This window comes from Streptomyces durocortorensis, assembly GCF_031760065.1.
Lineage (GTDB): Bacteria > Actinomycetota > Actinomycetes > Streptomycetales > Streptomycetaceae > Streptomyces.
This window is the reverse complement of sequence record NZ_CP134500.1, coordinates 6,997,451-7,017,935: the sequence shown is the minus strand read 5'-3', so window position 1 is coordinate 7,017,935 and position 20,485 is coordinate 6,997,451. Positions and strand designations below refer to the sequence as shown.

Genomic DNA, 20,485 nt, shown 5'->3' with positions numbered 1-20,485 from the left:
GCACCGCCTTCCGGTCTCCGCGCCTCGGTCAGTAGGCGCCGAAGACGTTGTCGATCGAGCCGTAGCGGTCGGCGGCGTAGTTGCACGCGGCGGTGATGTTGGCGACCGGGTCGTAGCTGTCGGTCGAGGTGCCGGGCACGTGGTAGGCCTGGAAGGTCGGGTCGATGACCTGGAGCAGGCCCTTGGACGGGGTCCCCTTGGCGGCGTTGGAGTCCCAGTTGTTGATGGCGTTCGGGTTGCCGGAGGACTCGCGCATGATGTTGCGGTGGATGCCGTCGTAGCTGCCGGGGATGCCGCGCTCGGCCATGATCGCCAGCGACTCCTTGATCCAGCCGTCGAGGTCGTTCGTGTACGCGGTCGGCTTCTCGGCGGCCGGGGCGGCCTTCGCCACCGGGGCTTCGGCGCGCTCGGAACGGTCGGCGCGGTCAGCCGACTCACCGCGGGCGGCGCTCGCGGAAGCCTTGCCGGGCTTGTTCTCCGACGGGGCGGCAGCCTTGGCGCCGATGGTCAGCGTGAGACCCGGGTGAATGAGGTCGGGATTACCGCCGATGACCTTCCGGTTCCCTTCGTAGAGCTTCTTCCAGCCGCCACTGACGGAGTATTCGCGGGCGATCTTGGAAAGGCTTTCCCCGGCCGCCACGGAATGCTTGGCGGGCGCGGCCTTCGCGGTGGCCCCGGAAGCGGCCTTGGCTGCGGAATTCACCTGGGCGGCCACGGAGACCGGGGCCACGGCCTGCTGCTGGGCGGCCGGGGCGGGGGCCGCGAAGGCGGTGGTGGCGCCGATCACCGGGAGGGCGAGAACGGCTCCGCCTGTGGTCACGGCGGCGAGGCCGCGACTCAGCGAGGTGGACTTGGGACGGCGGTGCTTACCCTGTGCGGGCATGGGGAATTTCCTCTCCGGCGCCTGCGAGGTGAGCTGTCGGGTTCAGACGGGAGATGTCTGGCCGCATGGGCATGCGACTTCACCCCAAGCCGTTCCGGTAACGGTTCGGCGACTTACCTGGGTCCCCCGCTCCTGCCGTACGTGAGTGGGTTTCGGATTCCCGGACGGCGGCAGGATTCGGCGTTCCATCCGGATTGACGGTGACGGTAGGCGAGAAACGCCGAACAGAACAAGCCCCGCATTCCGCATTGCTGTTTTTCCGCATGATCGAAACAGAGGATTTCCGTCGAGGGCCGCACCGTCACCGCGTCAACTTTCTTCGCGCAGAAGGGAACCGAACCCTCCGGATCACCGTCCGCGCCCCACGACGTGACGCTCACCACGTCCACCGGAGATGGCGAAAACACGGGCAGGCAAAAGCCTCAAGCACCCCAATGAGCCTTTTATGGATGAGAGTTTCTAAAAGAGGTAAATCGACCATATCGACATGACGAAATGGACTTATCGGGCACACTGGCCAGGGCCGGTCGAAGGGCTCGCCGGGCGATCGCTTACGGTGTGGGGTGGAGACTAGTAAGCCAACCCTTACCTCCGACGTACGCTGTACCTGCCCGCGTTCGCCCGCCCCGAAGGAACACCACGCCATGACACGCCCCGTCCGCGTCGCCATTGTCGGAGCCGGCCCCGCCGGTATCTACGCTGCGGACGCGCTGCTCAAATCCGAGGTCTGCCAGGACCCGGGGGTCTCCATCGACCTCTTCGAGCGCATGCCCGCGCCCTTCGGCCTGATCCGTTACGGCGTCGCCCCCGACCACCCCCGGATCAAGGGCATCGTCAAGGCCCTCCACCAGGTGCTGGACAAGCCGCAGATCCGCCTCTTCGGGAACGTCAGCTACCCGAACGACATCGGCCTGGACGACCTGCGCTCGTTCTACGACGCCGTGATCTTCTCCACCGGCGCCGAGGCCGACCGGGCGCTCGACATCCCCGGCATCGAACTGGACGGCTCCTACGGCGCGGCCGAGTTCGTCTCCTGGTACGACGGTCACCCCGAGGTCCCCCGCACCTGGCCGCTCACCGCGGAGAAGGTCGCCGTCCTCGGCGTGGGCAACGTGGCGCTGGACGTGGCCCGGGTCCTGGCCAAGACGGCGGACGAGCTGCTGCCCACCGAGATCCCGGACAACGTGTACCAGGGCCTCAAGGCGAACAAGGCGCTGGAGGTGCATGTCTTCGGTCGGCGTGGCCCGGCGCAGGCCAAGTTCAGCCCGATGGAGCTGCGGGAGCTGGACCACTCCCCCAACATCGAAGTCATCGTCAACCCCGAGGACATCGAGTACGACGAGGGCTCCATCGCGACCCGCCGGGAGAACAAGCAGGCCAACATGGTCGCGCAGACCCTGGAGAACTGGGCGATCCGCGATGTCGGCGACCGCCCGCACAAGCTGTTCCTGCACTTCTTCGAGTCCCCCGTCGAGATCCTCGGCGAGGACGGCAAGGTCGCGGCGCTGCGCACCGAGCGCACCGAGCTGGACGGCACCGGCAATGTCCGGGGCACCGGAGAGTTCACCGACTGGGACGTCCAGAGCGTCTACCGCGCCGTCGGCTACTACTCGGAGGAGCTGCCCAAGCTCCCCTTCGACGTGGCCTCCGGCACCGTCCCGCACGAGGCGGGCCGGGTCATCTCCGGGGACGAGCACATGGCCTCGGTCTACGTCACGGGCTGGATCAAGCGCGGTCCGATCGGCCTGATCGGCCACACGAAGGGCGACGCAAACGAGACGGTGGCCTGCCTCCTGGAGGACCGCGCCGCCGGTCGGCTGCCCGAGCCGGCTACGCCCGCCCCCGAGGCCGTCGAGGCCTTCCTGGAGGACCGGGGCGTGCGGTACACGACCTGGGAGGGCTGGCACAGGCTGGACGCGCACGAGCAGGCGCTCGGCGCGGCCCAGGGCCGGGAGCGGATCAAGGTCGTGGAGCGCGAGGGCATGCTGAAGGCCTCGGGCGCCTGATCGCCGGCCGGGCACCTCGGGCGCCGGACCTGACCGGCGGCCGGGCACGTCCCGGCGGACACCGCCCAGCCCTGGCCGGGGCCCTCACCGGTCCCGACCGGGGCTGACGTCCGTCCGGGCCGGACTCGGGGCCGCCGTGCCGTCATCCGTGCGGGGCCGGCCCCGGGCCTCGGTCGTGCGCCCCGGCTCCGCACCCCGGAACGTCCGCCACAGGTCCGGTCCGGGGGTGTGCGCCTCGGCGGGCCGACGGACCGCCGAGGTCCCGGCCCAGCGGGCGGCCAGCAGGATCGCGATGTCGTCGGGGCGGTCGATGGCCGCTCGTGCCTCCCCGATGACCTGGTCGGCCGTTTCGGCCAGCGGGACGGCGCCGATGCGTTCGACGGTGGCGCGCAGCCGCTCGATCCCCTCGTCGATGTCGGTACCGGGGCGTTCGATCAGGCCGTCGGTGAAGAGCGCGAGCATGGCGCCCGGTTCGAGCCGCATCTCGGTGACCGGATAGGCCGCCTGCCCGTCGATCCCGAGCACGATGCCGCCGGGCAGGTCCAGCACCTCCGTCCGGCCGTCGGGCCGTCGCAGCACGGGCTGCGGATGCCCCGCCCGTACGACACGGGCCACCCCGGTCGCCGGGTCGAGGGCCACGTAGCAGCAGCTGGCGAACTGGCCCGGGTCGAGGTCGATGAGCAGCCGGTTCGTCCCGCTCATCACCTCCTGCGGATCATGGTTGCTCAGCGCGAACGCCCGGACCGCACTGCGGAGTTGACCCATCGTCGCGGCGGCGGCGACGCCGTGGCCCTGAACATCGCCGATGATCAGGGCGAGTTCGTGACCGGTCTCGATGACGTCGTACCAGTCGCCGCCCACTTCCATGCCCTGGGTGCCGGAGAGATAGCGCCCCAGCGTGTCCACCCCGTCGACCTCCGGCAGCCGGTGGGGCAGCAGGGCGTCCTGGAGTCCGCGGGCGAGGGCCGACTCACTGTCGTAACGCTGGGCGCGCTGGAGCGCCTGCGCGATGAGCCCGGCCAGCGCGGTCAGGACCGTGCGCTCCTCCGGACTGAAGCCGCGGGGCCGGTCGAAGCCGAGGATGCAGGAGCCCACCGGCCGCCCCGAGGCGATCAGCGGCAGGAAGGCCCGGGCCCCGACGTCCGCGTCCATGGGGATGCCCGGGTAGGCCTCGGCCAGGCGCTGCATGGACTCGAAGAAGATCGGGCGGCCGGTGGTCAGGGTCTCCACCCCGGGAATCCTGACGTCGAGCCCGACCCCGTCGAAGCGGTCGAGGAAGCCCTTGGGAAACCCCGTCTCCCACGCCAGGTGCAGATGACGCTCGTTCAGTAGATAGATGGCGAGCTGGCGGCCGCCGAACGCGGGCAGCAGTTCCTCCGTGACCACCGCGGAGACCTGACGGGCCGTGACCGCCTCGGTCAGCGCGATGGCGAGGGCCACCGGTCGGTAGAGCGCGGAGGAGCGGTCGGCGGTGGAGCCGATGCCCAGGCCCGGTGCGGTGACGGATCCGGGGGCGTAGGCCGGCCGGTCGGTCGCCTGGAGGACGACGCTCACCCCGTCGTGGCCCGGATACAGGGAGACGGACAGCCATCGGGAGGGCGGGCGGCGGGCGAGGAAGTGGACGGGCTCGTCGGCGATCAGGGCGGCCCGGTAGTGGTCCTCGTACGCCTCGTGCCCGAACCACGGCAGGGCCTGCCACACCAGGCGGCCGACGAGCTCCGTGCGGGAGTGGCCGAGCAGCTCTTCGGCGAGGCCGTTGGCGTAGGTGATCCGGCCGAGCCGGTCCAGGGAGAGGACGCCCCGGGGCAGCCGGTCGGCGGCCTCCGGCACGACGGGGCCCGCGCCCAGGTCCACCAGGAACCCGGTCAGATGGCTGGAGTCCGCGTCGCCCTGCGGATGGGTCCAGCGGCCGGAGAGCTCCAGCAGATGGGACCGGCCGTCGGGGCCGCGCAGCCGCATGCGGCGGACGACCGGTTGTGCCGACTCCACCGTCTGCCGGGCCAGGGCCCACAGCCCGTACACGTCCTCGGGGACCAGCCGTGCGGCCAGCGCGTCGACGGTGCCGGGAAAGGCTGCGGGCTCGAAGCCGAGGATCGCGCACAGTTCGTCGTCGGCGGCGACCTGCCCGGAGTGCAGGTCCCAGTCGAAGCGGCCGACCCGCACCGGGGGCGCGGTGGCGGCGGGCAGCTGCACGGGGACCGGCTCGCTCTCCCATACGCAGTCGATGCCCCGCCGCTCCAGATCGGTGAGCGCGTCACCGAGCCGCTGGCCGTGCCGGTGGAGCCGGTCCCCGTCGGCCGCGGCGATCGGCCGCCCCGGGGTGGAGGCCCGCAGAACGGTCAGTACGCCCATGCTGCCGAGGGGCCCGGTGACGGGGACCCACAGCGAACCGAACGGGAACGGCAGCCCGGCCATCAGCTGTGGGAAGCGGCGCATCGCCTCCTCCGCGTCGGCGAGCAGTACGGGCCGCCCCGAGCGGTAGGCCTCGGAGACCGGGAAGGGGCGGTTCACATGCATCCGCCACCAGGGCCGGAACAGCGGGCCCGGCAGTCCGGCGAGTACCGCGAGGCGCAGCAGCCCCGGCGTCCCCGTGCGCAGGTACACCCCGCCCGCGTAGCCGTCGGACGACTCGACGGCGCTGACCAGGGACTGCGCGAGGACGAGGGACAGCTCGTCCGGTACGCGGCCGTCCTCGCCCGCCCCGTCCGTGTCCCCGCTTCCGGCGGGCGGGGTGTGCCGGGTCGTACCGTGCCGGGTCACACAGCCAGGATGCTCCCGGTCAGGGGGGCCTCGCACCTCCGGCGCGACCGGCCGCCCCCCCGTCGGCGGCCGGTCGCGGGGGCGGGGGTCAGTACAACTTGGCGACGGCGGTGCGGGTCGTCTTCCTGAATCCCTCCAACGGCGCGCCGTCCAGATCGCCGAGCTGGCCCCACTCGACGACGGTCACCGCGCGGCCGTCGCGGCCCACGGAGTAGAGGCCGATGTCGGTGGAGCCGACCTCCGGGTAGGAGGTGTCGATGCTGTAGACGTGCGCGCCGTCCGCCACGTTCACGCGGCCGTGGTAGAAGGACTCGCCCTCCAGCCCCGGGTCCTGCTCCTTGAGCCGGTCGAGGCAGGTCTCGAACGAGGTCCGCAGCTTCGCCGCGAGCGCCTTCGCCTTCGCGGTGGTGGGGGCGACGGTGATGATCTGGCGGGCGCCGGTGTCCAGCTCGGTACGGAATTCCCGGTGGCGGGTACCGGCGGCCGGGGTGGTCTCGCCGGTGCACACGGCCCCGTACTCGGGCAGGCCCTTGCGCACCGGGCCCGCGGTCCACGGGGTGTGGGACGCGGGCAGCTCCTCGGCGCTGAGGAACTTCGGAGCGGGGGCGGGGGCGGGAGCCGCGGCGGCGGGCACGGAAGCCAGCGCGGTGGCGGCCAGGCCCGCGGCTGCGGCGGTCAGGAGTGCGGTGCGGATCATGTGCATGGTGAAGCTCCCCGTTCGGGCGGTCGGTCGTGTTCCCGTACGGGAGTCGTAGGGGAACGGGCACCAGCCTGGGCGGCCGCCCAGGCTCCGGACAAGCGCGACACTGCTTCCGGCCGGGCTGGAACCGTCCCACCCCCGGTGACGTGGGTGTTTCCGGAGGGCTGGAACGCCCTGGGACGGCTGTGAGGAGGTCGAGCGGCTTGAGTGACGGTGACGAGGCCGAGGGGTGCGCGCGTGACGCACTGGCGGAGCGGCTGAACGCGCTGCGGGAGGGCTCGGGCCGGACGTATGCCTCGCTGGCCCGTCGCGTCGGGGTCAGCGGATCGACGCTGCACCGCTACTGCACCGGACGGACGGTGCCGGCGGAGTTCGCCGCGGTGGAACGGCTGGCCCGGCTGTGCGGAGCGCCGGGCGGGGAACGCGAGGCCCTGCACCGCCTGTGGCTCCTGGCGGACGCGGAGCGCCTCGACCGGCAGGGGGCGGGGGACGCTGCGGCCGAACCCGTACGGGAGACTCCCGGCGCGGGGCCGAACATCGGTGGGGAGACAGACGCTGCACGGGAGACTCCCGGCGCTGAGCCCACCGCCGGTGGGGAGGCAGAGGCTGTACGAAAGACTCCCGGCGCGGGGCTGGTGCGGGCCGGGGAGCCCGGGACGGTGGCGAAGGCCGCACGTGAGAGCTCCGCGCCGGGACCCGGCGACGGCGAGGGGCCCCGGCCCGGGGCGTCGTACGGCGCCGAGGGCCGGGCCCTCCCGGCCGCGCCGGGTCGCTCGCGGCGGGTGCGCCGGTACGGGCAGGCGGTCGCCGCCCTCGCCGCGGCCGTTGTCGTCCTCGCCCTGGTCACGGGCTTCGGCGGGACCCGGTTGCCGTTCCTGCCGGGGCAGGATCGGCTGCCGTCGGCGGCCCAGGGGCCGGGCATCCCCCCGGGGGTCGTCCCGGAGCCGTCCGCCACGGACGGCACACCCGCACCCGGGACACCGTCGGGCGCTCCGTCGCGCGGTCCCCGGTCAACAGCGCCGCCCGGGGTCGCACGGCAGGAAGGGGTACCCGGGCCGCCGGGGCCCTCCACGGAGCCGGACCCGGACCCGGGGACCGGAGCCGGGCGGGTGCCGTTCACCTGGACCAGCGACGACCAGGTGTGGAAGTCCGGCTGCGGCCACTCCTATCTCGTCGACCGCGCGCCCGCGGCCGTCCCGCCGCCCCCGGTCGAGGCCGACGGGGCAGCCTGGGCGAAGGCTCTGGGCGCGGTGCACGCGGGCGACACCGGGGTCCGGATCACCGTTCAGGGCCGGGACGAGCGGGCCGTGGTGCTGGAGGCGCTGCGCATCCGGGTCGTCGAGCGCGGGGCGCCCGTCGGGGGCCGGGTGTACCGGATGAGCCCCGGGTGCGGCGGGGCGCTGACCCCGCGGGTGTTCGACGTCGACCTCGACGTCCCCCGTCCCGTGGCGCGATCGGTCCCGGGCAACGACTCGGGCGTGCCGATCGAGGCGGTCGCCTTCCCGTACCGCGTCTCGGCCTCGGACCCGGAGGTCTTCCTCGTCACCGGCCGCACGGTCCGCTGCGACTGCTACTGGTTCGCCGAGCTGGTGTGGAGCAGCGGGGGCCGGTCCGGGGCGGTGCGCATCGACGACGACGGGCGCCCGTTCCGTACGAGCGGGGCGCGGGGGCGGCCCGTCCACGACTACGACACGGACACCGGGCGCTGGGTCACACGGGAGGAAGCCGACGAGGCCGAGGAGCCGTCCTCCTGACGCGGTGAGCGGGATCGCGGAGGCGTACGGGCCCGGGTGCGGCCATGCTGGTGACAGGCGGCGCGCGCACGGCTGGAGGTGAGGTGCGGATGGACCCTGTCACCGCTCTGCGGCGGATCGCTTTCCTGCTGGAACGCTCGCAAGCCTCCACCCACCGGGTGAAGGCCTTCCGGACGGCAGCCGCCGTCGTGGACGCGATGGACGACGGGGAGGCTGCCGAGCGGGCGGCCGCGAACTCCCTGGAGAGGGTCGCCGGAATCGGCCCCCGTACGGCCGAGGTGATCCGCGAGTCCCTGGCCGGTGGGGTGCCCGCCTATCTGGACCGGCTGGAGCGGGAGGCAGCGGCGGAACCGGTCCCCGAGGGCGGCCGGGAACTCCGCGCCCTGCTGACCGGCGACTGCCATCTGCACTCGGACTGGTCGGACGGCGGCAGCCCGATCGAGGAAATGGGCCGGACGGCGGCGGAACTGGGGCATGCGTGGTCGGTGCTCACCGACCACTCGCCCCGGCTGACGGTGGCGGGCGGCCTGTCGCCCGATCGGCTGCGGCAGCAGCTCACGGTGGTGGAGCGGCTCAACGAGGAGTGGGCTCCGTTCCGGCTGCTGACGGGCATCGAGTGCGACATCCTCCCGGACGGTTCGCTCGACCAGGAGCCCGAGCTGCTGGAACGGCTCGACGTGGTAGTGGTCTCCGTCCACTCCAAGCTGCGCATGGACCCTGGCCCGATGACCCGGCGCCTGGAAGCGGCGGTGCGTCATCCGCAGGCCAATGTGCTCGGCCACTGCACGGGCAGGCTCCTGGACGGTCGCGGGAGGCCGGAGTCGCGGTTCGACGCGGGCCGGGTTTTCGCCGCCTGTGCCGAGGCGGGGACGGCGGTGGAGATCAACTGCCGCCCGGAACGGCAGGATCCGCCCCTGCGGCTGCTGTGCGAGGCCGAAACGGCGGGCGTGCTGTTCTCGATCGACACGGACGCGCATGCTCCGGGGCAGCTGGACTGGCAGCTGTCGGGCTGTGCGCGAGCCGAGGAATGCGGGATCCCTGCCGAGCGCGTGGTGACGACGTGGAGCGCGGAGCGGCTGCTGGAGTGGGCCGGGTGACGCGTACGCACGGCACGTGCGGTGCGTACGGTGCGCAGGCAGCGACGACACCCGCCCCGGGCGGGACCGGGACGGGTGTGCACGGGGATGCGGTGCGCGCGATGGCTGTACTGCGTACGCAAGGGCGGCACGTACGCACAGGAACACGTACGCAAGGGGACACGTGCACACGGGCCGGGGCTACTTCTCCGGGTGGATGTCGCCCGCCGCCATCGCGCTCTGCTGCTCGCTCCGGTCCCGGATCGTCCGGGACTTCTTCGCCAGCCGCTCCTTCTCCTGCGGGTCGCTCGCGCGCTCCGCGGCCTCGGCGAGCTGCTGGGCCTTCTCACGCATCTGCCGAGCCAGGTCGGCGGGTTCGTCCGAACCGCTCATCACCACTCCTTGGACGCTGGGGACCACTGCCCCCAAGCGAACCAGTGACCGGCCGCATCCGCATCCCGCGCCGCCCGCCGGCCACGGCGGAAGCGGGGTACCGGGCCCGGCGGCGGCGGAAGCGGGGTACCGGGCCCGGCGGCGGTCAGTCGGGCTGCCTGCCCAGCCGCTTCAGCAGGGCGCGCAGCCGGGGGTGGTGCGCGTGGGCCTCGGCCGAGCGGCGGTCCAGCTCCTCGCCCAGGCGCTTGGTGCGCTCGTCGATGTCGAGTTCGGCGAGCACCCGGTCGATCTCGGCGAGCAGTGCCCCGTGCAGCTGCCACTGCCGAGGGTGCTCCTGGACGTCCTCCAGAAGCAGGTCCGCGACCCGGTCGCGGGTGGCGCGGCTGCGTACGAGGGCGTCGGCGAGGCGTTGCTCCGCCACATCGGCGTCGGCGGCGAGCTGGGTGGTGACCAGGACGGCGAAGCTCTCGATCGCCTCGGCGAGCCGGCCGAAGAGCTCCTGGAGCAGCTCCGCCACATCGGCCGGGAACAGCGACTCCTCCGTACGGGCCTTGGCGAGGTCGGTGAGGGTGCGGGAGAGGACCCGCAGCACGACCGCGCAGATCTCCAGGGTGTCGAGCCCGGACCGCAGGACGACCCGGTGGAGCAGCCCTTGTCTCACCCTGGGATTGAGGGTGAGACTTTCCTCCGCCTGGCGCAGGGAAGCGTCGACCTCGACGATGTCGTGGTCGAGCCTGCGGGCCTCGTGGAGCCGGGCGGCGGCCCTGGGTACGGGGTTGTTGCCGACCACTTCCTCGCCCATGCTGCGGAGCATCGTGCCCATACGGGTGGCCAGCGACTCGATGGAGGAGCCCGCCGTCCTCACCCAGACCGGCGGGGCGAACACCAGGTTGAACAGCAGGCCCACGACGGCGCCGATCAGCGTTTCCCACACCCGGTCCCAGGCGGTGTCGGCGACCTGGGAGACACCGAGCACGAGCATGGCGCTGATCGCCACCTCGGGAACGAACTCGTTGACCCGCACCAGCCGCCCGATCAGGAGCGAGGTGAAGATGGTGAGGCCGAGGCTCCACCAGGTCAGCCCCACCAGGGAGCTGAAGGCGATGGCGATGAGCACGCCGACGACGACGGAGTTCACCCGGCGGACCCCGGTGGTGAGGGTCGCGTACAGGGTCACCTGGACGACCAGGAGCGCGGTGAGGGGCGCGGTCAGCGGGGCCGGCTCGGGCAGCGTCCACACGGCCACGGAGTAGGCGATGACGGCGGCCGCCGTGGACCGCAGGGTCTGTACCCCGGCGGGTTCCGTGGTGCGTTGCACGAGTTTGACGACAGGGGCGGAGACTCCAGGCATTCCTTGACGGTGCCCCGATCTCCGGGCGCGGCAGCGCTTCTCCCCCGCCGGTGCGCCCGTACGGCCCTGCCCCCGGACGGCGTGCGCGCGGAAGCGTACGGAGAGACCCTGGGGGTATGGCTGTTTCGCACCCCCAAGAACTGCGTCCTCCCGGTGAGACCCCACCGGCCGAGGGCTCCATCAGCGAGGCCCACGAGGAACGCGCGGACGGCGGCCTCTGGGAGCACCCGGCCGTGTGGACCGGCCTGATCGTGGTGGGCGCGCTGGTGGTCGCCGGGTTCTTCATCGCCCGGATCTTCGGCTACGGATGAGCTCCCGGGTGTCCGCGGCGGCGCGGCGGACCACCGACGCGCTGCTGGCGGAGTGCGGGCGGACGTACGCGGCGGAGGCGGGAATCCGGCTGCGGGACACACCGCAGCCCCTGTATCAGCTCCTGGCGCTGAGCCATCTGCTCAGCGCACGCATCCGCGCCTCGGTCGCGGTGGCGGCCGCGCAGGCGCTGTTCGCGCACGGCATGCGCACTCCGCGCCGGATGGCGGAAGCGACCTGGCAGCAGCGGGTCGACGCGCTGGGCGAGGGCGGCTACCGGCGCTACGACGAACGGACCTCCACCCAACTCGGGGAGGGTGCGGAACTCATCCTCGACGTGTGGGGAGGGGATCTGCGGCGACTGCGCCGGGAGGCCGACGGCGACGGCGAGAAGCTGCGGGAGGGACTCCAGCGGGTCCCCGGCATCGGACCGGCCGGAGCGGACATCTTCGTGCGCGAGGTGCAGGCGGTCTGGCCGGAGACCGGGCCCTGGATCGGCGCGAAGGGAATCCAGGGCGCCGAGCGGATCGGTCTGCCCACCTCCCCTGACAGGCTGGCGGAGGTGGCAAGGGGCCGGGACGGGGCGGCGTTCGCCGCGGCCCTGGTCCGGGTGGCCCTCGACCAGGACCTCGCCGCCACGGTCCGGGAGAGGGCACGGACCGACTGAAGGCCCGTCCACCAGCGAAAGGGCCGCCCGTACCGCACGCGGCGCCAGGGGGTGTCCGGCGGATCATGACCGGGTCCGCCGGACACCCCCTGGGGCGGCCCCATTCGCACCGGCCTCAGCCGTGGGAGGCAGTCCGCGCTGCGCGCGCCCGGGCCTCCTCGCGGCGGGCCTTGGCCTGTTCCCTTCTGCCCTCGGCCTTCATCCGATCGTTGTCGAGGGCGATGCCGTCCGATTCCTTGATCATGCCTTTGAGCCTCCGCGCCTTGGCGCGGGCTATGTCGGTGTTCTTTCCCACAGCTGCCTCCATGGCGCGAGGGAGATACGCGCTTCTCCCTCCACTATGCGTACCCGCGCGGCAGAACGCAGGGGCCGCGGCCCGGCGGTTACAGCAGCGGCTCCTCGCCTTCGTCCGGCCCGCCGCCCTCGACCCGCAGAGCGAGGTCCTGGAGGACGTCGGCCGAGGACACGTCCGTCTGCCCGGAGTCGTGGACCTGTGCCAGCATCGTGAACGCGAGGGTGAACGCGCTCACCAGCTGTTCGACCGCGCCACCCACCTCGCGTCCGACCACGGCCACCACCTCCTCGACGGAGAAGTCGTCGGGGATGGCGATGTGGGGCATTGTCTCGTTCAGCAGGGCCGTGACGGCGCCCGCTCCCGCGTCCAGGTCTTCCCGTTCGAGGTCCGCCTCCAGCAGGCGCTGCATTTCGCGCGCCTCTGTGAGGATGCCGATCACGCGCTTCACGACTTCCCGTTGCTCCATGGGCGCGAGCATAGGGCGTACGGCCCGGGCACCACGTCCGGTCCGCACGCCCGTACCCCGGGGGGTGTCGCGTACGGCGACGACGCCGTTCGGGCTCCCTCTCGTGGAAGCAGCAACCGCGATCAGCCGACCGGTCGCGCGGGCACCCCGTGGCCGCTCAGCGCGGCGGGATCCGCTTGCGCGAGCGGCTATCCCGCATCGCCTGACGGATTTCGGCCGCGGTGGCACGCGCGCGCTCCGGGGTGGCGGTGTGGTCGGCGACCGAGGTGACGAAGCGGTGCAGGGGCTGACGGCAGCGGGGACAGGCCGCGTCGGTGGTGAGCAGGTACCCGTCCTCGCACTGCCGGTCGGGACACGAGCCGGGCCGCAGCAGCTGTTCGGCGATGTCCTGGGCGCTCCAGCGGCGGCGGCCGTCCTCGTCCAGCTCACCCAGCGCGTGGGCCCAGCGCAGGTTCCAGCGGCGTTCGATGCGCTCGCGGAGCTGGCCGGCGCTGCGGGTGGCGATCTCCTGGTGGATGAGGTCGTGGACGGTGCTCGGCACGCGGCCGCCGAGCGCCTGGAGGAGCTGGGGCGGCAGGGCCTGGAGGACGTAGCCGCGCGGGTTGCTCCTGGCGCTCTCCCGCCAGCGGTCGCAGCCGCAGGACCCGTCGGGCCGCTTCCGTGCGTGGCAGCGGCCGCACAGTCCGCGGCACTCGGCGCACAGTCCGCCGTCGAGCCCGTCCAGATGCGGGGCGGGGGCCCTGCCGCACGCGTGGCAGCAGGCCGCGCACGGACCGCAGAGCCGTTCGTTGCCCGCCTTGGTGGTCCAGATCCGCATCTGGCACCGGCAGCAGAGACCGGTGGCGCAGTGCTCGTGGTGGGCGGCGCCGGAGTGCCGGCCGGGAGGCGGAAAAGACATCTGCCCATTGTGCGGGATCCGCCGGTGCGCTCGCGGACGATCCCCCACCGCTCCCCGGAACCCGCCGCTGTCAGGGGTGCAGGCTGCTGACCAGGTCGGCGGTGGCGCCGACGCCGTCGTGGATCGTCGGCGCCATGCTCGTACCGGCCAGGAAGAAGCCGAGCAGGGCGCAGACCAGTGCGTGCGAGACCTTCAGACCGCCGTTGCGCAGAAAGATCACCGCGAGGATCACCAGGAGCAGCACCAATGAGATCGAAATGGCCATGACCAACCTCCTCCGCCGCGCCTGATTTGCGGCATTCGGCCGCCAGTGTGGCGTAGCGGAGGGACCGTTCGGCGGACTGGCGTGTCCGCCGAACGGGTACTTCCGGGAGGTGACGCGTTACGGGGTCGGGCCGGCGTCCCGTCGGGCGCGCAGGAAGCGTCGCAGCCCCGCCAGATCGTCGGTGTTGAGGTGGTCGACCCCGGCGGCCAGCAGTTCGGTCCAGACGGCCGTCCGCTCGGGGCCGGGCAGGTCGGGCGTGGCCCAGAAGCGGATGCGGCGGCCTTCGCGGTGGGCGGCGGCGACGAGGGTGCGGAGCCGGTCGCGCTCGGCCCGGGGGAAGGGGCCCGCGCCGAGCCAGCCGAAGGTCTGGGTCCAGTTGGCGCTGACGAGCGGGGCGAAGGAGGCGGGGGCCGGGGTGCCGAGATCGTCGAGGCGGCCGTCGTAGAACGCGTAGCGGGTGCTCTGGGCCTCCATGGGGCCGCGGGCGGCCCGGTCGCCGGAGATCACGGCGGTGACCGCCCCGGGGCGGACGCGGCCGTGGCTGCAACGGGTCAGGATGCGGCGGTGGCGGCGCAGCTGCCGGTCCAGCTCGCGGTAGGCGGCGACGCCGTCGGCCTTGATGTCGATGAGGAGTTGCAGCGGGGCACGGTGGCCCGGGTGGACACTGCCGTGCCCGGCGCGGACCAGGGCGGCCAGCGGGTCCAGGTAGAGCGAGGCGAGGGTCCGGGTGGGGTCGAGCCCGGCGGGCTCATGGGCGACGAGCAGCTCCCCGTCGACCAGGAAGATGTCCGCCTCGACGCTGGTGAACCCGTGCGCGAGGGCGTCGAGCAGCGGGCGGGGGTGCAGGTAGTCGTTGTGCGCGTGGGCGTGACGTAACGGCCGCGGGCCGCGTGGGCGGGCGGGTGCGGCGGTCGCCGTCGCGGTGGGGACGGCGACGCCCGCGGCGGCGGTGGCGAGGGCGACGGTGAGCGCGCGGCGGCGGGTGGGGTGGGCCATGGAGACTCCCTGAGCGGACGGGCGGGGGGGACAAAGGAGGGGGACGGTCGCGACGAGTATGGAGGCGCATCCACCAATACGTCAGGTACCTGACATTTGTTCGGCGATGCTTCACGCCCCGGCCACCTCTGCCCCGCGTCTCCCGATGGACGCGTTCCGCGTCGACTCAGCTGCCCTGACCTGAGGTTCCACGGATCTTCCGCACTCCGTGCACGCCCTTCACGTCCACCGGGCCCGCAGCCCAGGGTGCACCGGCACCCCGGCCGGCACGGCCCGACTGGGTCGAGGGGCCGTATCCGGCGGCGGCGTGGGCCTGCGCCCACCTCAAGGACGGGAGGAAGATCTGCACCGAGCCCGGCGGGGCGTCGCCGCTGCCGGAGAAACCGACGGACGAGTCCCTCAAGGGCTGACGGCAGCGGGCGCAGCAGGCACGAGAGCCTTCACCCGGCAGGAACGCTCTCCGCGCTCCGCTCGCCCCAGCGCACCGTACGGTCGCACCAGCGCTCCAGCAGCACCCGGTCGTGGCCGACGGCCAGCAGGGCCGCCCCGGAGTCGGAGCGGTAGCGCTCGACCACGGCGACCAGGGCGGCCGTCGTGGACGCGTCGAGCATCGCGGTCATCTCGTCGCAGATCAGCAGCCGGGGCCGCAGCACCAGGGCCCGGGCCAGGCAGGCCCGTTGGAGCTGGCCGTCGCTCACCGCGTGCGGGCGGCGCTCCAGGAGTTCGTCGGAGAGGCCGACCAGCGGGGCGAGTTCGGCCACCCGTTCCGGGACCTCGTGGCGGCGCCCGGTGGAACGCAGCGGCTGGGCGATCAGCTCGCGGAGGCTGAGCCGGGGGTCGGCGGAGAGCCGGGGCTGCTGGAAGACGACGCCGATCGCCGTGCGCTGCTCCTGCGGGGCGCGGTGCCGCCAGCCGCGTACCACCGTGCCGTCCAGGGTCATGGTTCCGGAGTCCGGGCGGTGGAGGAGGGCGGCGACCTTGGCCAGGGTGGACTTGCCGCAGCCGCTGGGGCCGAGGAGTCCGACCGCTTCGCCCGGGCCGACGTACAGGGAGACCTCGCGGACGACGGGGTCGCGGCGGTCGTATCCGGCGGTGATCCGGGTCAGCTCAAGCATCGGCGGACTCCTTCGTCGGGGAGTGTGCGCGCCCGGTCAGCCCGTGGTGGCAGGCGAGGTCCGCTGTGAAGGCCGGGCGTTCGCCGGTGCAGCGGGCGTCGGCGTACGCGCAGCGGGCGGCGAAGGCGCAACCGTCGGGCAGCGCGCCCAGCTCCGGGGGCATGCCGGGGATCGGGGCGAAGTCCCGTTCGGGCAGGGCGTCCAGGAGGCCCTTGGCGTAGGGGTGGCGGGGGCCCGGGGCGCCGAAGAAGCCGGGGGCGTCCGCGATCTCGACGATCCGTCCCGCGTACATCACGGCGACCCGGTCGGCGATGCGTTCGGCGGCGGCCAGGTCATGGGTGATGATCAGCAGCGCCCGGCCCTCGTCGGTGTGGCGGCGCAGTTCGTCGACGGTTCGCTCGACGAGGTCCCGGTCGAGTCCGGTGGTCGGTTCGTCGGCGAGCAGCAGCGGGGCGTCGCCGATCAGGGCGAGGGCGGTGGCGGCGCGCTGGGCGAGGCCGCCCGAGAGTTCGTGGGGGTAGCGGTCGAGGTGGCCGTCGGGGAATGAGGCGCGGGCGGCGGCTGCCACGGCCGCCTTGTGCAGGGCGCTCCCCCTCGCCCCGGTCAGCTCCCGCAGCGTCTCCTCCAGCTGGGCCCGCACGGTGCGTACGGGGGTGAGGTGGGCGGCGGGGCTCTGCGGTACGAGGCCGATGCGCCGTCCCCGTACCGTACGGGCGAGGGTGCGTTCGTCGGCGGTGAGCAGGTCCGTGTCCCCGCCGAGGACGGCGCTGCCTGTGGTCTCGGCGTTGGCGGGGAGCAGCCCGAGCAGGGCGGAGGCCAGGACGGACTTGCCGCAGCCGCTCTCGCCGACCAGGGCCAGGCACTCCCCCGCCGCGACGGAGAAGCGGGCGTCGCTGACGGCGGCGATGTCCCGGCCGCCGCGCATCCGGAAGCGGACGGAGAGGTTCTGGACGTCGAGGACCGGCGCACCGGTGTTCTCGCGGTCGTCGGTCACAGCATCAGCTCCGATTTCCGGCGCGGGTTGATCCGGTCGCGCCACGCTCCGGCGAGACCGGCCAGCGCAAGGGTCGGGATGATCAGGAAGAGGCCGGGGAAGAGCGTCGGCCACCAGTCCCCCGCGAGCAGCGAACCGCGCGCGGACTGGACGAGGTTGCCGAGGCTCGCCTGATGGGCCGGGAGCCCGAGGCCGAGGAAGGACAGCGCGGACTCGTGCCACATCGCGTGCGGCACCATCAGCACCGCCGCGAGACCGGCCTGCGGGAGCACCCCGGGCAGCAGGTGCCGCACGATGACCCGGGTGCGCGAGGCCCCGCCGGAGACGGCCGCGTCGATGAAGGGGCGCGAGCGCAGGGAGAGCACCTCGGAGCGGACGATCCGGGCGGTCGAGATCCAGTGGGTCAGGGCGACCGAGATGACGACCGGCCAGACGCCGGGCCGGAACATCGCGACGATGAAGATGCCCAGCAGGAGGTGCGGGATGGAGGACAGGGCGTCGACGACCCGCATCACGACGCGGTCCGGCCAGCCGCCGAACGCCCCGGCCAGCGCACCGATCGCGGTGCCGATGACGGTGGCGGTGAGGGCGGCGACCAGGCCGACGAGCAGCGAGACGCGGAGTCCGTAGACACAGCGCAGCAGCAGGTCGCGGCCGACGTCGTCGGTGCCGAAGGGATGGGCCCAGGACGGCGGGTGGAGCTTGTTGGAGAGGTCGACGGCCTGCTGGTCGAGCTGGGCCAGCGGCGGCACGATCAGGACGGCCAGCGCGACGGCGGCGACGATCACCACGGAGGTGACGACCCGGACGCGGCGGGTGGTGCGGCCCGGCGGGGCGAGTGCGGTCTCAGCCATCGAAGGCCACCCGGGGGTCGGCGAGCCCGTAGAGGAGGTCGGAGAGCAGGTTGCCGAGCAGGACCGCGGCGGTGGCGAGCACCGTGAGCGCGGCGAGCAGGGAGAAGTCGACGGAGGTGGCGGCCTGCACGGTGGCGGCGGCGATGCCGGGCCAGCTGAAGACGGTCTCGATGAGCAGGGCGCCGGTGATGAGTTCGGGGACGCGGGAGCCGATCAGGGTGAGCATCGGCAGCATCCCGGAGCGCAGCGCGTGGCCGAGGAGCACGGTGCGCTCGCTCAGCCCCCGGGCGCGGGCACCGCGGACCGGGTCCTCGGCCAGGGCGTCGGTGACTCCTTGCCGTACGTAGAGGAAGAACCACGGCAGCTGGGAGACCCCGAGGACCGCCGCGGGCAGGACGAGGTGGGAGGCGACCTGGCCGAAGGTGATGGTCTCGCTGGCGGTGTCGGTGAGTCCGCCGGCCGGGAGGACGTCCAGCTTCAGGGCGAAGACCCAGATGGCGAGCAGCCCGAGCCAGAAGGCGGGGGCGGCTTCCAGGGTGTACGCGGCGGAGCTGACGCCCCGGTCGAGCCAGCCGCCGGGCCTGCGGGCGGCGAGGACGCCGAGTCCGGTACCGAGCAGGATCGCGATGAGGAAGGCGGTGGCGGCCAGCAGGACGGACCAGCCCAGGCGCTCCGCGATGACGTCGGCGACGGGCTGGCGCATCACGCTGGAGTCGCCCAGATCGCCCTGGAGGGCCGAGGTCAGCCAGTTCCACCAGCGGGCCACCAGCGGCTGGTCGACGCCGAGGTTGGCCCGGAGCTGGTCCAGGTTCTCCTGGGACGCGGTGAGCCCGGCGGTGCCCGCGTACGCCTTGACCGGGTCGAAGGGGGACGCGGCGGCGACGGCGAACACACCGAAGGTGACGGTGAGGAGGACCGGGACGGCGAACAGGGCCCGCCGTCCCGTCATCCGTGCCATCGGCCCCCAGGGGAGGCGGCGGCTCACTTGTCCGTGCCTCCGGCGCTCTCGGTCTTCCACTTCTCGACGTTCCACCAGGGGCCGGAGGCCAGCCCGTGGTCGTGCGGCTCGACCTGGGTGGTGAGCGCGCCGAAGCGGTCGTCGACGACGTAGAGGTGGTCGATGTGGGTGAGGAAGGTGTAGCCCGGGTTCTTCACCAGCTCGCGCTGGACGGTGTCGTACGCCTTCTTCCGCTCGGCCGGCTCGCCGCTCCTGCGGCCCGCCTCGATGGCGGCGTCGACGGCCTTGTTGTCGTACCAGGCCATGTTGTTGAAGCCGTCGCCCGCGAGGGAGGACTTCAGCAGGGTGTACTGGTCGAAGTCGGGGTCGGCGGGCGAGCCGCCGCCCGCGAGAACGGCGTCGTGCTTCATCCGGGGCTCGATGACCTCCCAGGTCCCGGCCTCGGTGCGGATGTCGATACCCGCCTTCTTGGCGTCGGAGGCGTAGGCGAGGGCGTGCTCCTGGCGGAGCTTGTCACCGCTGAGGTACCAGAGCGGGAACGCGGCGCGCACGCCGTCCTTGACGCGGATGCCGTCCTTGCCGGGCTTCCATCCCGCCTCGTCCAGGATCTTCTTCGCGGCGGCGAGGTCGTGGGGGCGTTCGGTGCCCTTGGTGAACCACTCGCTGTCGGTGGGGACGGGCCCGTAGGCGGGCCTGCCGTCGCCGTTGAGGATGGCCTTGACCATGGTCTCGCGGTCGACGGCGACGTCGAGGGCGCGGCGTACGGCGGTGTCGCCCGCGACCTTGTTGTGCGAGGGGAGCGTCACCGTGCGGTAGTCGTAGGTGGTCGCGGCGTAGGTCTTCTTGGCCTTGTCGTCGGCGAAGCCCTTGGCGAGGTTGGGCGGCAGGATCGCGCCGTCGAGGTCTCCGGAGCGCAGCCGGGTGGCGCGCACGTCGTCGTCCTTGATGATCGCCATGGTGAACTTCTTCACCTCGGGCTCGCCGTCCCAGTAGTGGGGGTTGGCGGTGAAGCTGAGCTTCTCGCCCTTGGACCACTTGGTGAGGACGTAGGGTCCGGTGCCGATGGGCCGGGTGGTGAAGGCCCCGTTGTTGACGTCCTGCTTGCCCGCGATGTGCTCGGGGGCGATGGCCAGGACGGTGCGCTGGGCGAAGGGCGCGTAGGGGTACTTGAGAGTGAAGACGACGGTGTCCTCGCCCTTGGCCGTGACGTCCTTGACGGCGTCCAGCTCGGCGCGGGAGGCGTTGTTGGTCTTCTCGTCGAGGATGGTGCGGTAGGTGAAGACGACGTCCTCGGCGCTGAACGCCTCGCCGTCGCTGAACTTCACGCCCTGGCGCAGCTTGTACGTGTACGTGAGTCCGTCGGCGCTGACCTCGGGAAGCGCGGCGGCGAGAGCCGGGCGGAGCTGCATGTCCGCGTCCAGGGCGAGCAGCCCGTCGAAGATCTTGGAGTTGCCGTCCTTGCCGTAGCCGAGCAGCGGGCTCAGGCTCTCGGGCTCGTAGGCGATGCCGACGACGGCCGAGGTGGAGCCGGTCGCGGAGCCGCCCGTGGAACTGTCCGGGTTGGAGCAGGCCGCCGCGGTCAAGGACAGTGCGGTCACCAGCGTGGCGGCGACCGCCCCCCGTATCGATCGGGCCGTCATACTCTGCACATCCCTGTTCAAGATCGACTGTTGTTGCGAACAGTACGCAATTAAACAGCACGTAAAAGACCCCGGTACACCCCGCCTCAGCAGGTGGGACGGGGG

Annotated in this window: 20 protein-coding genes and 1 riboswitch; of the genes, 5 read left to right on the top strand and 15 right to left on the bottom strand. The window is 72.7% G+C overall.

Annotated elements, in window-relative coordinates:
- Positions 1–28: 28 nt before the first annotated feature.
- Positions 29–883 (bottom strand): LysM peptidoglycan-binding domain-containing protein, encoded by an 855-nt coding sequence (locus tag RI138_RS30955; protein ID WP_311122567.1) that lies wholly within the window; start codon positions 881–883, stop codon positions 29–31.
- A 3-nt stretch (positions 884–886) separates the two neighbouring features.
- Positions 887–1,045: riboswitch (cyclic di-AMP (ydaO/yuaA leader) on the bottom strand.
- 482 nt (positions 1,046–1,527) lie between these two features.
- On the opposite strand from RI138_RS30955, the gene RI138_RS30950 reads away from it, so the two are divergent.
- Positions 1,528–2,889 (top strand): FAD-dependent oxidoreductase, encoded by a 1,362-nt coding sequence (locus tag RI138_RS30950; RefSeq protein WP_096627332.1) that lies wholly within the window; start codon positions 1,528–1,530, stop codon positions 2,887–2,889.
- Positions 2,890–2,973: 84 nt separating this feature from the next.
- Here RI138_RS30950 and RI138_RS30945 read toward each other — a convergent pair whose 3' ends face one another.
- Both RI138_RS30945 and RI138_RS30940 read right to left on the bottom strand, forming a co-directional pair.
- Entirely contained in the window at positions 2,974–5,649 is a 2,676-nt protein-coding gene (locus RI138_RS30945; protein WP_311122566.1) for a SpoIIE family protein phosphatase, read from the bottom strand.
- 88 nt (positions 5,650–5,737) lie between these two features.
- Positions 5,738–6,352 carry a hypothetical protein gene (locus tag RI138_RS30940; protein ID WP_311122565.1) on the bottom strand — a complete coding sequence of 205 codons (615 nt, stop codon included), beginning with the start codon at positions 6,350–6,352 and terminating at the stop codon, positions 5,738–5,740.
- Positions 6,353–6,552: 200 nt separating this feature from the next.
- On the opposite strand from RI138_RS30940, the gene RI138_RS30935 reads away from it, so the two are divergent.
- Positions 6,553–8,103: a helix-turn-helix domain-containing protein gene (locus RI138_RS30935; RefSeq protein ID WP_311122564.1), complete on the top strand. Its 1,551-nt coding sequence runs from the start codon at positions 6,553–6,555 to the stop codon at positions 8,101–8,103.
- A gap of 89 nt (positions 8,104–8,192) precedes the next feature.
- Positions 8,193–9,200, top strand: a complete 1,008-nt coding sequence (locus RI138_RS30930) for a PHP domain-containing protein (RefSeq protein ID WP_311122563.1) — start codon at positions 8,193–8,195, stop codon at positions 9,198–9,200.
- Positions 9,201–9,380: 180 nt separating this feature from the next.
- Here RI138_RS30930 and RI138_RS30925 read toward each other — a convergent pair whose 3' ends face one another.
- Positions 9,381–9,572: a DUF6381 family protein gene (locus RI138_RS30925; RefSeq protein WP_311122562.1), complete on the bottom strand. Its 192-nt coding sequence runs from the start codon at positions 9,570–9,572 to the stop codon at positions 9,381–9,383.
- A 145-nt stretch (positions 9,573–9,717) separates the two neighbouring features.
- Positions 9,718–10,923: an FUSC family protein gene (locus RI138_RS30920; protein ID WP_311122561.1), complete on the bottom strand. Its 1,206-nt coding sequence runs from the start codon at positions 10,921–10,923 to the stop codon at positions 9,718–9,720.
- Between the two features lie 116 nt (positions 10,924–11,039).
- Here RI138_RS30920 and RI138_RS30915 point away from each other — a divergent pair, with 116 nt between their 5' ends.
- Together RI138_RS30915 and RI138_RS30910 are read left to right on the top strand one after the other, a co-directional pair.
- The gene (locus RI138_RS30915; protein ID WP_311122560.1) at positions 11,040–11,234 is read left to right on the top strand and encodes a DUF6480 family protein; all 195 of its coding nucleotides are present in this window, start codon (positions 11,040–11,042) and stop codon (positions 11,232–11,234) included.
- The gene (locus RI138_RS30910) at positions 11,231–11,899 is read left to right on the top strand and encodes an endonuclease (protein WP_311122559.1); all 669 of its coding nucleotides are present in this window, start codon (positions 11,231–11,233) and stop codon (positions 11,897–11,899) included. Before RI138_RS30915 ends, RI138_RS30910 begins: the two co-directional genes overlap by 4 nt.
- Before the next feature lie 115 nt (positions 11,900–12,014).
- On the opposite strand, the gene RI138_RS30905 is transcribed toward RI138_RS30910, so the two are convergent.
- The 10 genes from RI138_RS30905 to RI138_RS30860 form a co-directional block, all read right to left on the bottom strand.
- Positions 12,015–12,194 carry a CsbD family protein gene (locus RI138_RS30905; RefSeq protein WP_311122558.1) on the bottom strand — a complete coding sequence of 60 codons (180 nt, stop codon included), beginning with the start codon at positions 12,192–12,194 and terminating at the stop codon, positions 12,015–12,017.
- Between the two features lie 88 nt (positions 12,195–12,282).
- The gene (locus RI138_RS30900; protein WP_311122557.1) at positions 12,283–12,672 is read right to left on the bottom strand and encodes a hypothetical protein; all 390 of its coding nucleotides are present in this window, start codon (positions 12,670–12,672) and stop codon (positions 12,283–12,285) included.
- A gap of 145 nt (positions 12,673–12,817) precedes the next feature.
- Positions 12,818–13,558 (bottom strand): FYVE zinc finger domain-containing protein, encoded by a 741-nt coding sequence (locus tag RI138_RS30895; RefSeq protein WP_311122556.1) that lies wholly within the window; start codon positions 13,556–13,558, stop codon positions 12,818–12,820.
- A gap of 70 nt (positions 13,559–13,628) precedes the next feature.
- Entirely contained in the window at positions 13,629–13,823 is a 195-nt protein-coding gene (locus RI138_RS30890) for a hypothetical protein (protein ID WP_096627319.1), read from the bottom strand.
- 117 nt (positions 13,824–13,940) lie between these two features.
- Positions 13,941–14,819, bottom strand: a complete 879-nt coding sequence (locus RI138_RS30885) for a phosphatidylinositol-specific phospholipase C/glycerophosphodiester phosphodiesterase family protein (RefSeq protein ID WP_311122555.1) — start codon at positions 14,817–14,819, stop codon at positions 13,941–13,943.
- 440 nt (positions 14,820–15,259) lie between these two features.
- A complete protein-coding gene (locus RI138_RS30880) occupies positions 15,260–15,934 on the bottom strand; it encodes an ABC transporter ATP-binding protein (protein ID WP_311122554.1) in 675 nt (224 codons plus the stop codon).
- On the bottom strand, positions 15,927–16,928 hold the full coding sequence (locus tag RI138_RS30875; RefSeq protein WP_311122553.1) for an ABC transporter ATP-binding protein: 1,002 nt from the start codon (positions 16,926–16,928) through the stop codon (positions 15,927–15,929). The genes RI138_RS30880 and RI138_RS30875 overlap by 8 nt, the downstream gene beginning before the upstream one ends.
- The gene (locus tag RI138_RS30870; RefSeq protein WP_311122552.1) at positions 16,925–17,782 is read right to left on the bottom strand and encodes an ABC transporter permease; all 858 of its coding nucleotides are present in this window, start codon (positions 17,780–17,782) and stop codon (positions 16,925–16,927) included. Before RI138_RS30870 ends, RI138_RS30875 begins: the two co-directional genes overlap by 4 nt.
- On the bottom strand, positions 17,775–18,740 hold the full coding sequence (locus RI138_RS30865; RefSeq protein ID WP_311122551.1) for an ABC transporter permease: 966 nt from the start codon (positions 18,738–18,740) through the stop codon (positions 17,775–17,777). Before RI138_RS30865 ends, RI138_RS30870 begins: the two co-directional genes overlap by 8 nt.
- A gap of 23 nt (positions 18,741–18,763) precedes the next feature.
- Complete coding sequence (locus RI138_RS30860; protein ID WP_311122550.1) at positions 18,764–20,380, bottom strand: ABC transporter substrate-binding protein; 1,617 nt, start codon at positions 20,378–20,380, stop codon at positions 18,764–18,766.
- Between the last annotated feature and the right edge of the window lie 105 nt (positions 20,381–20,485).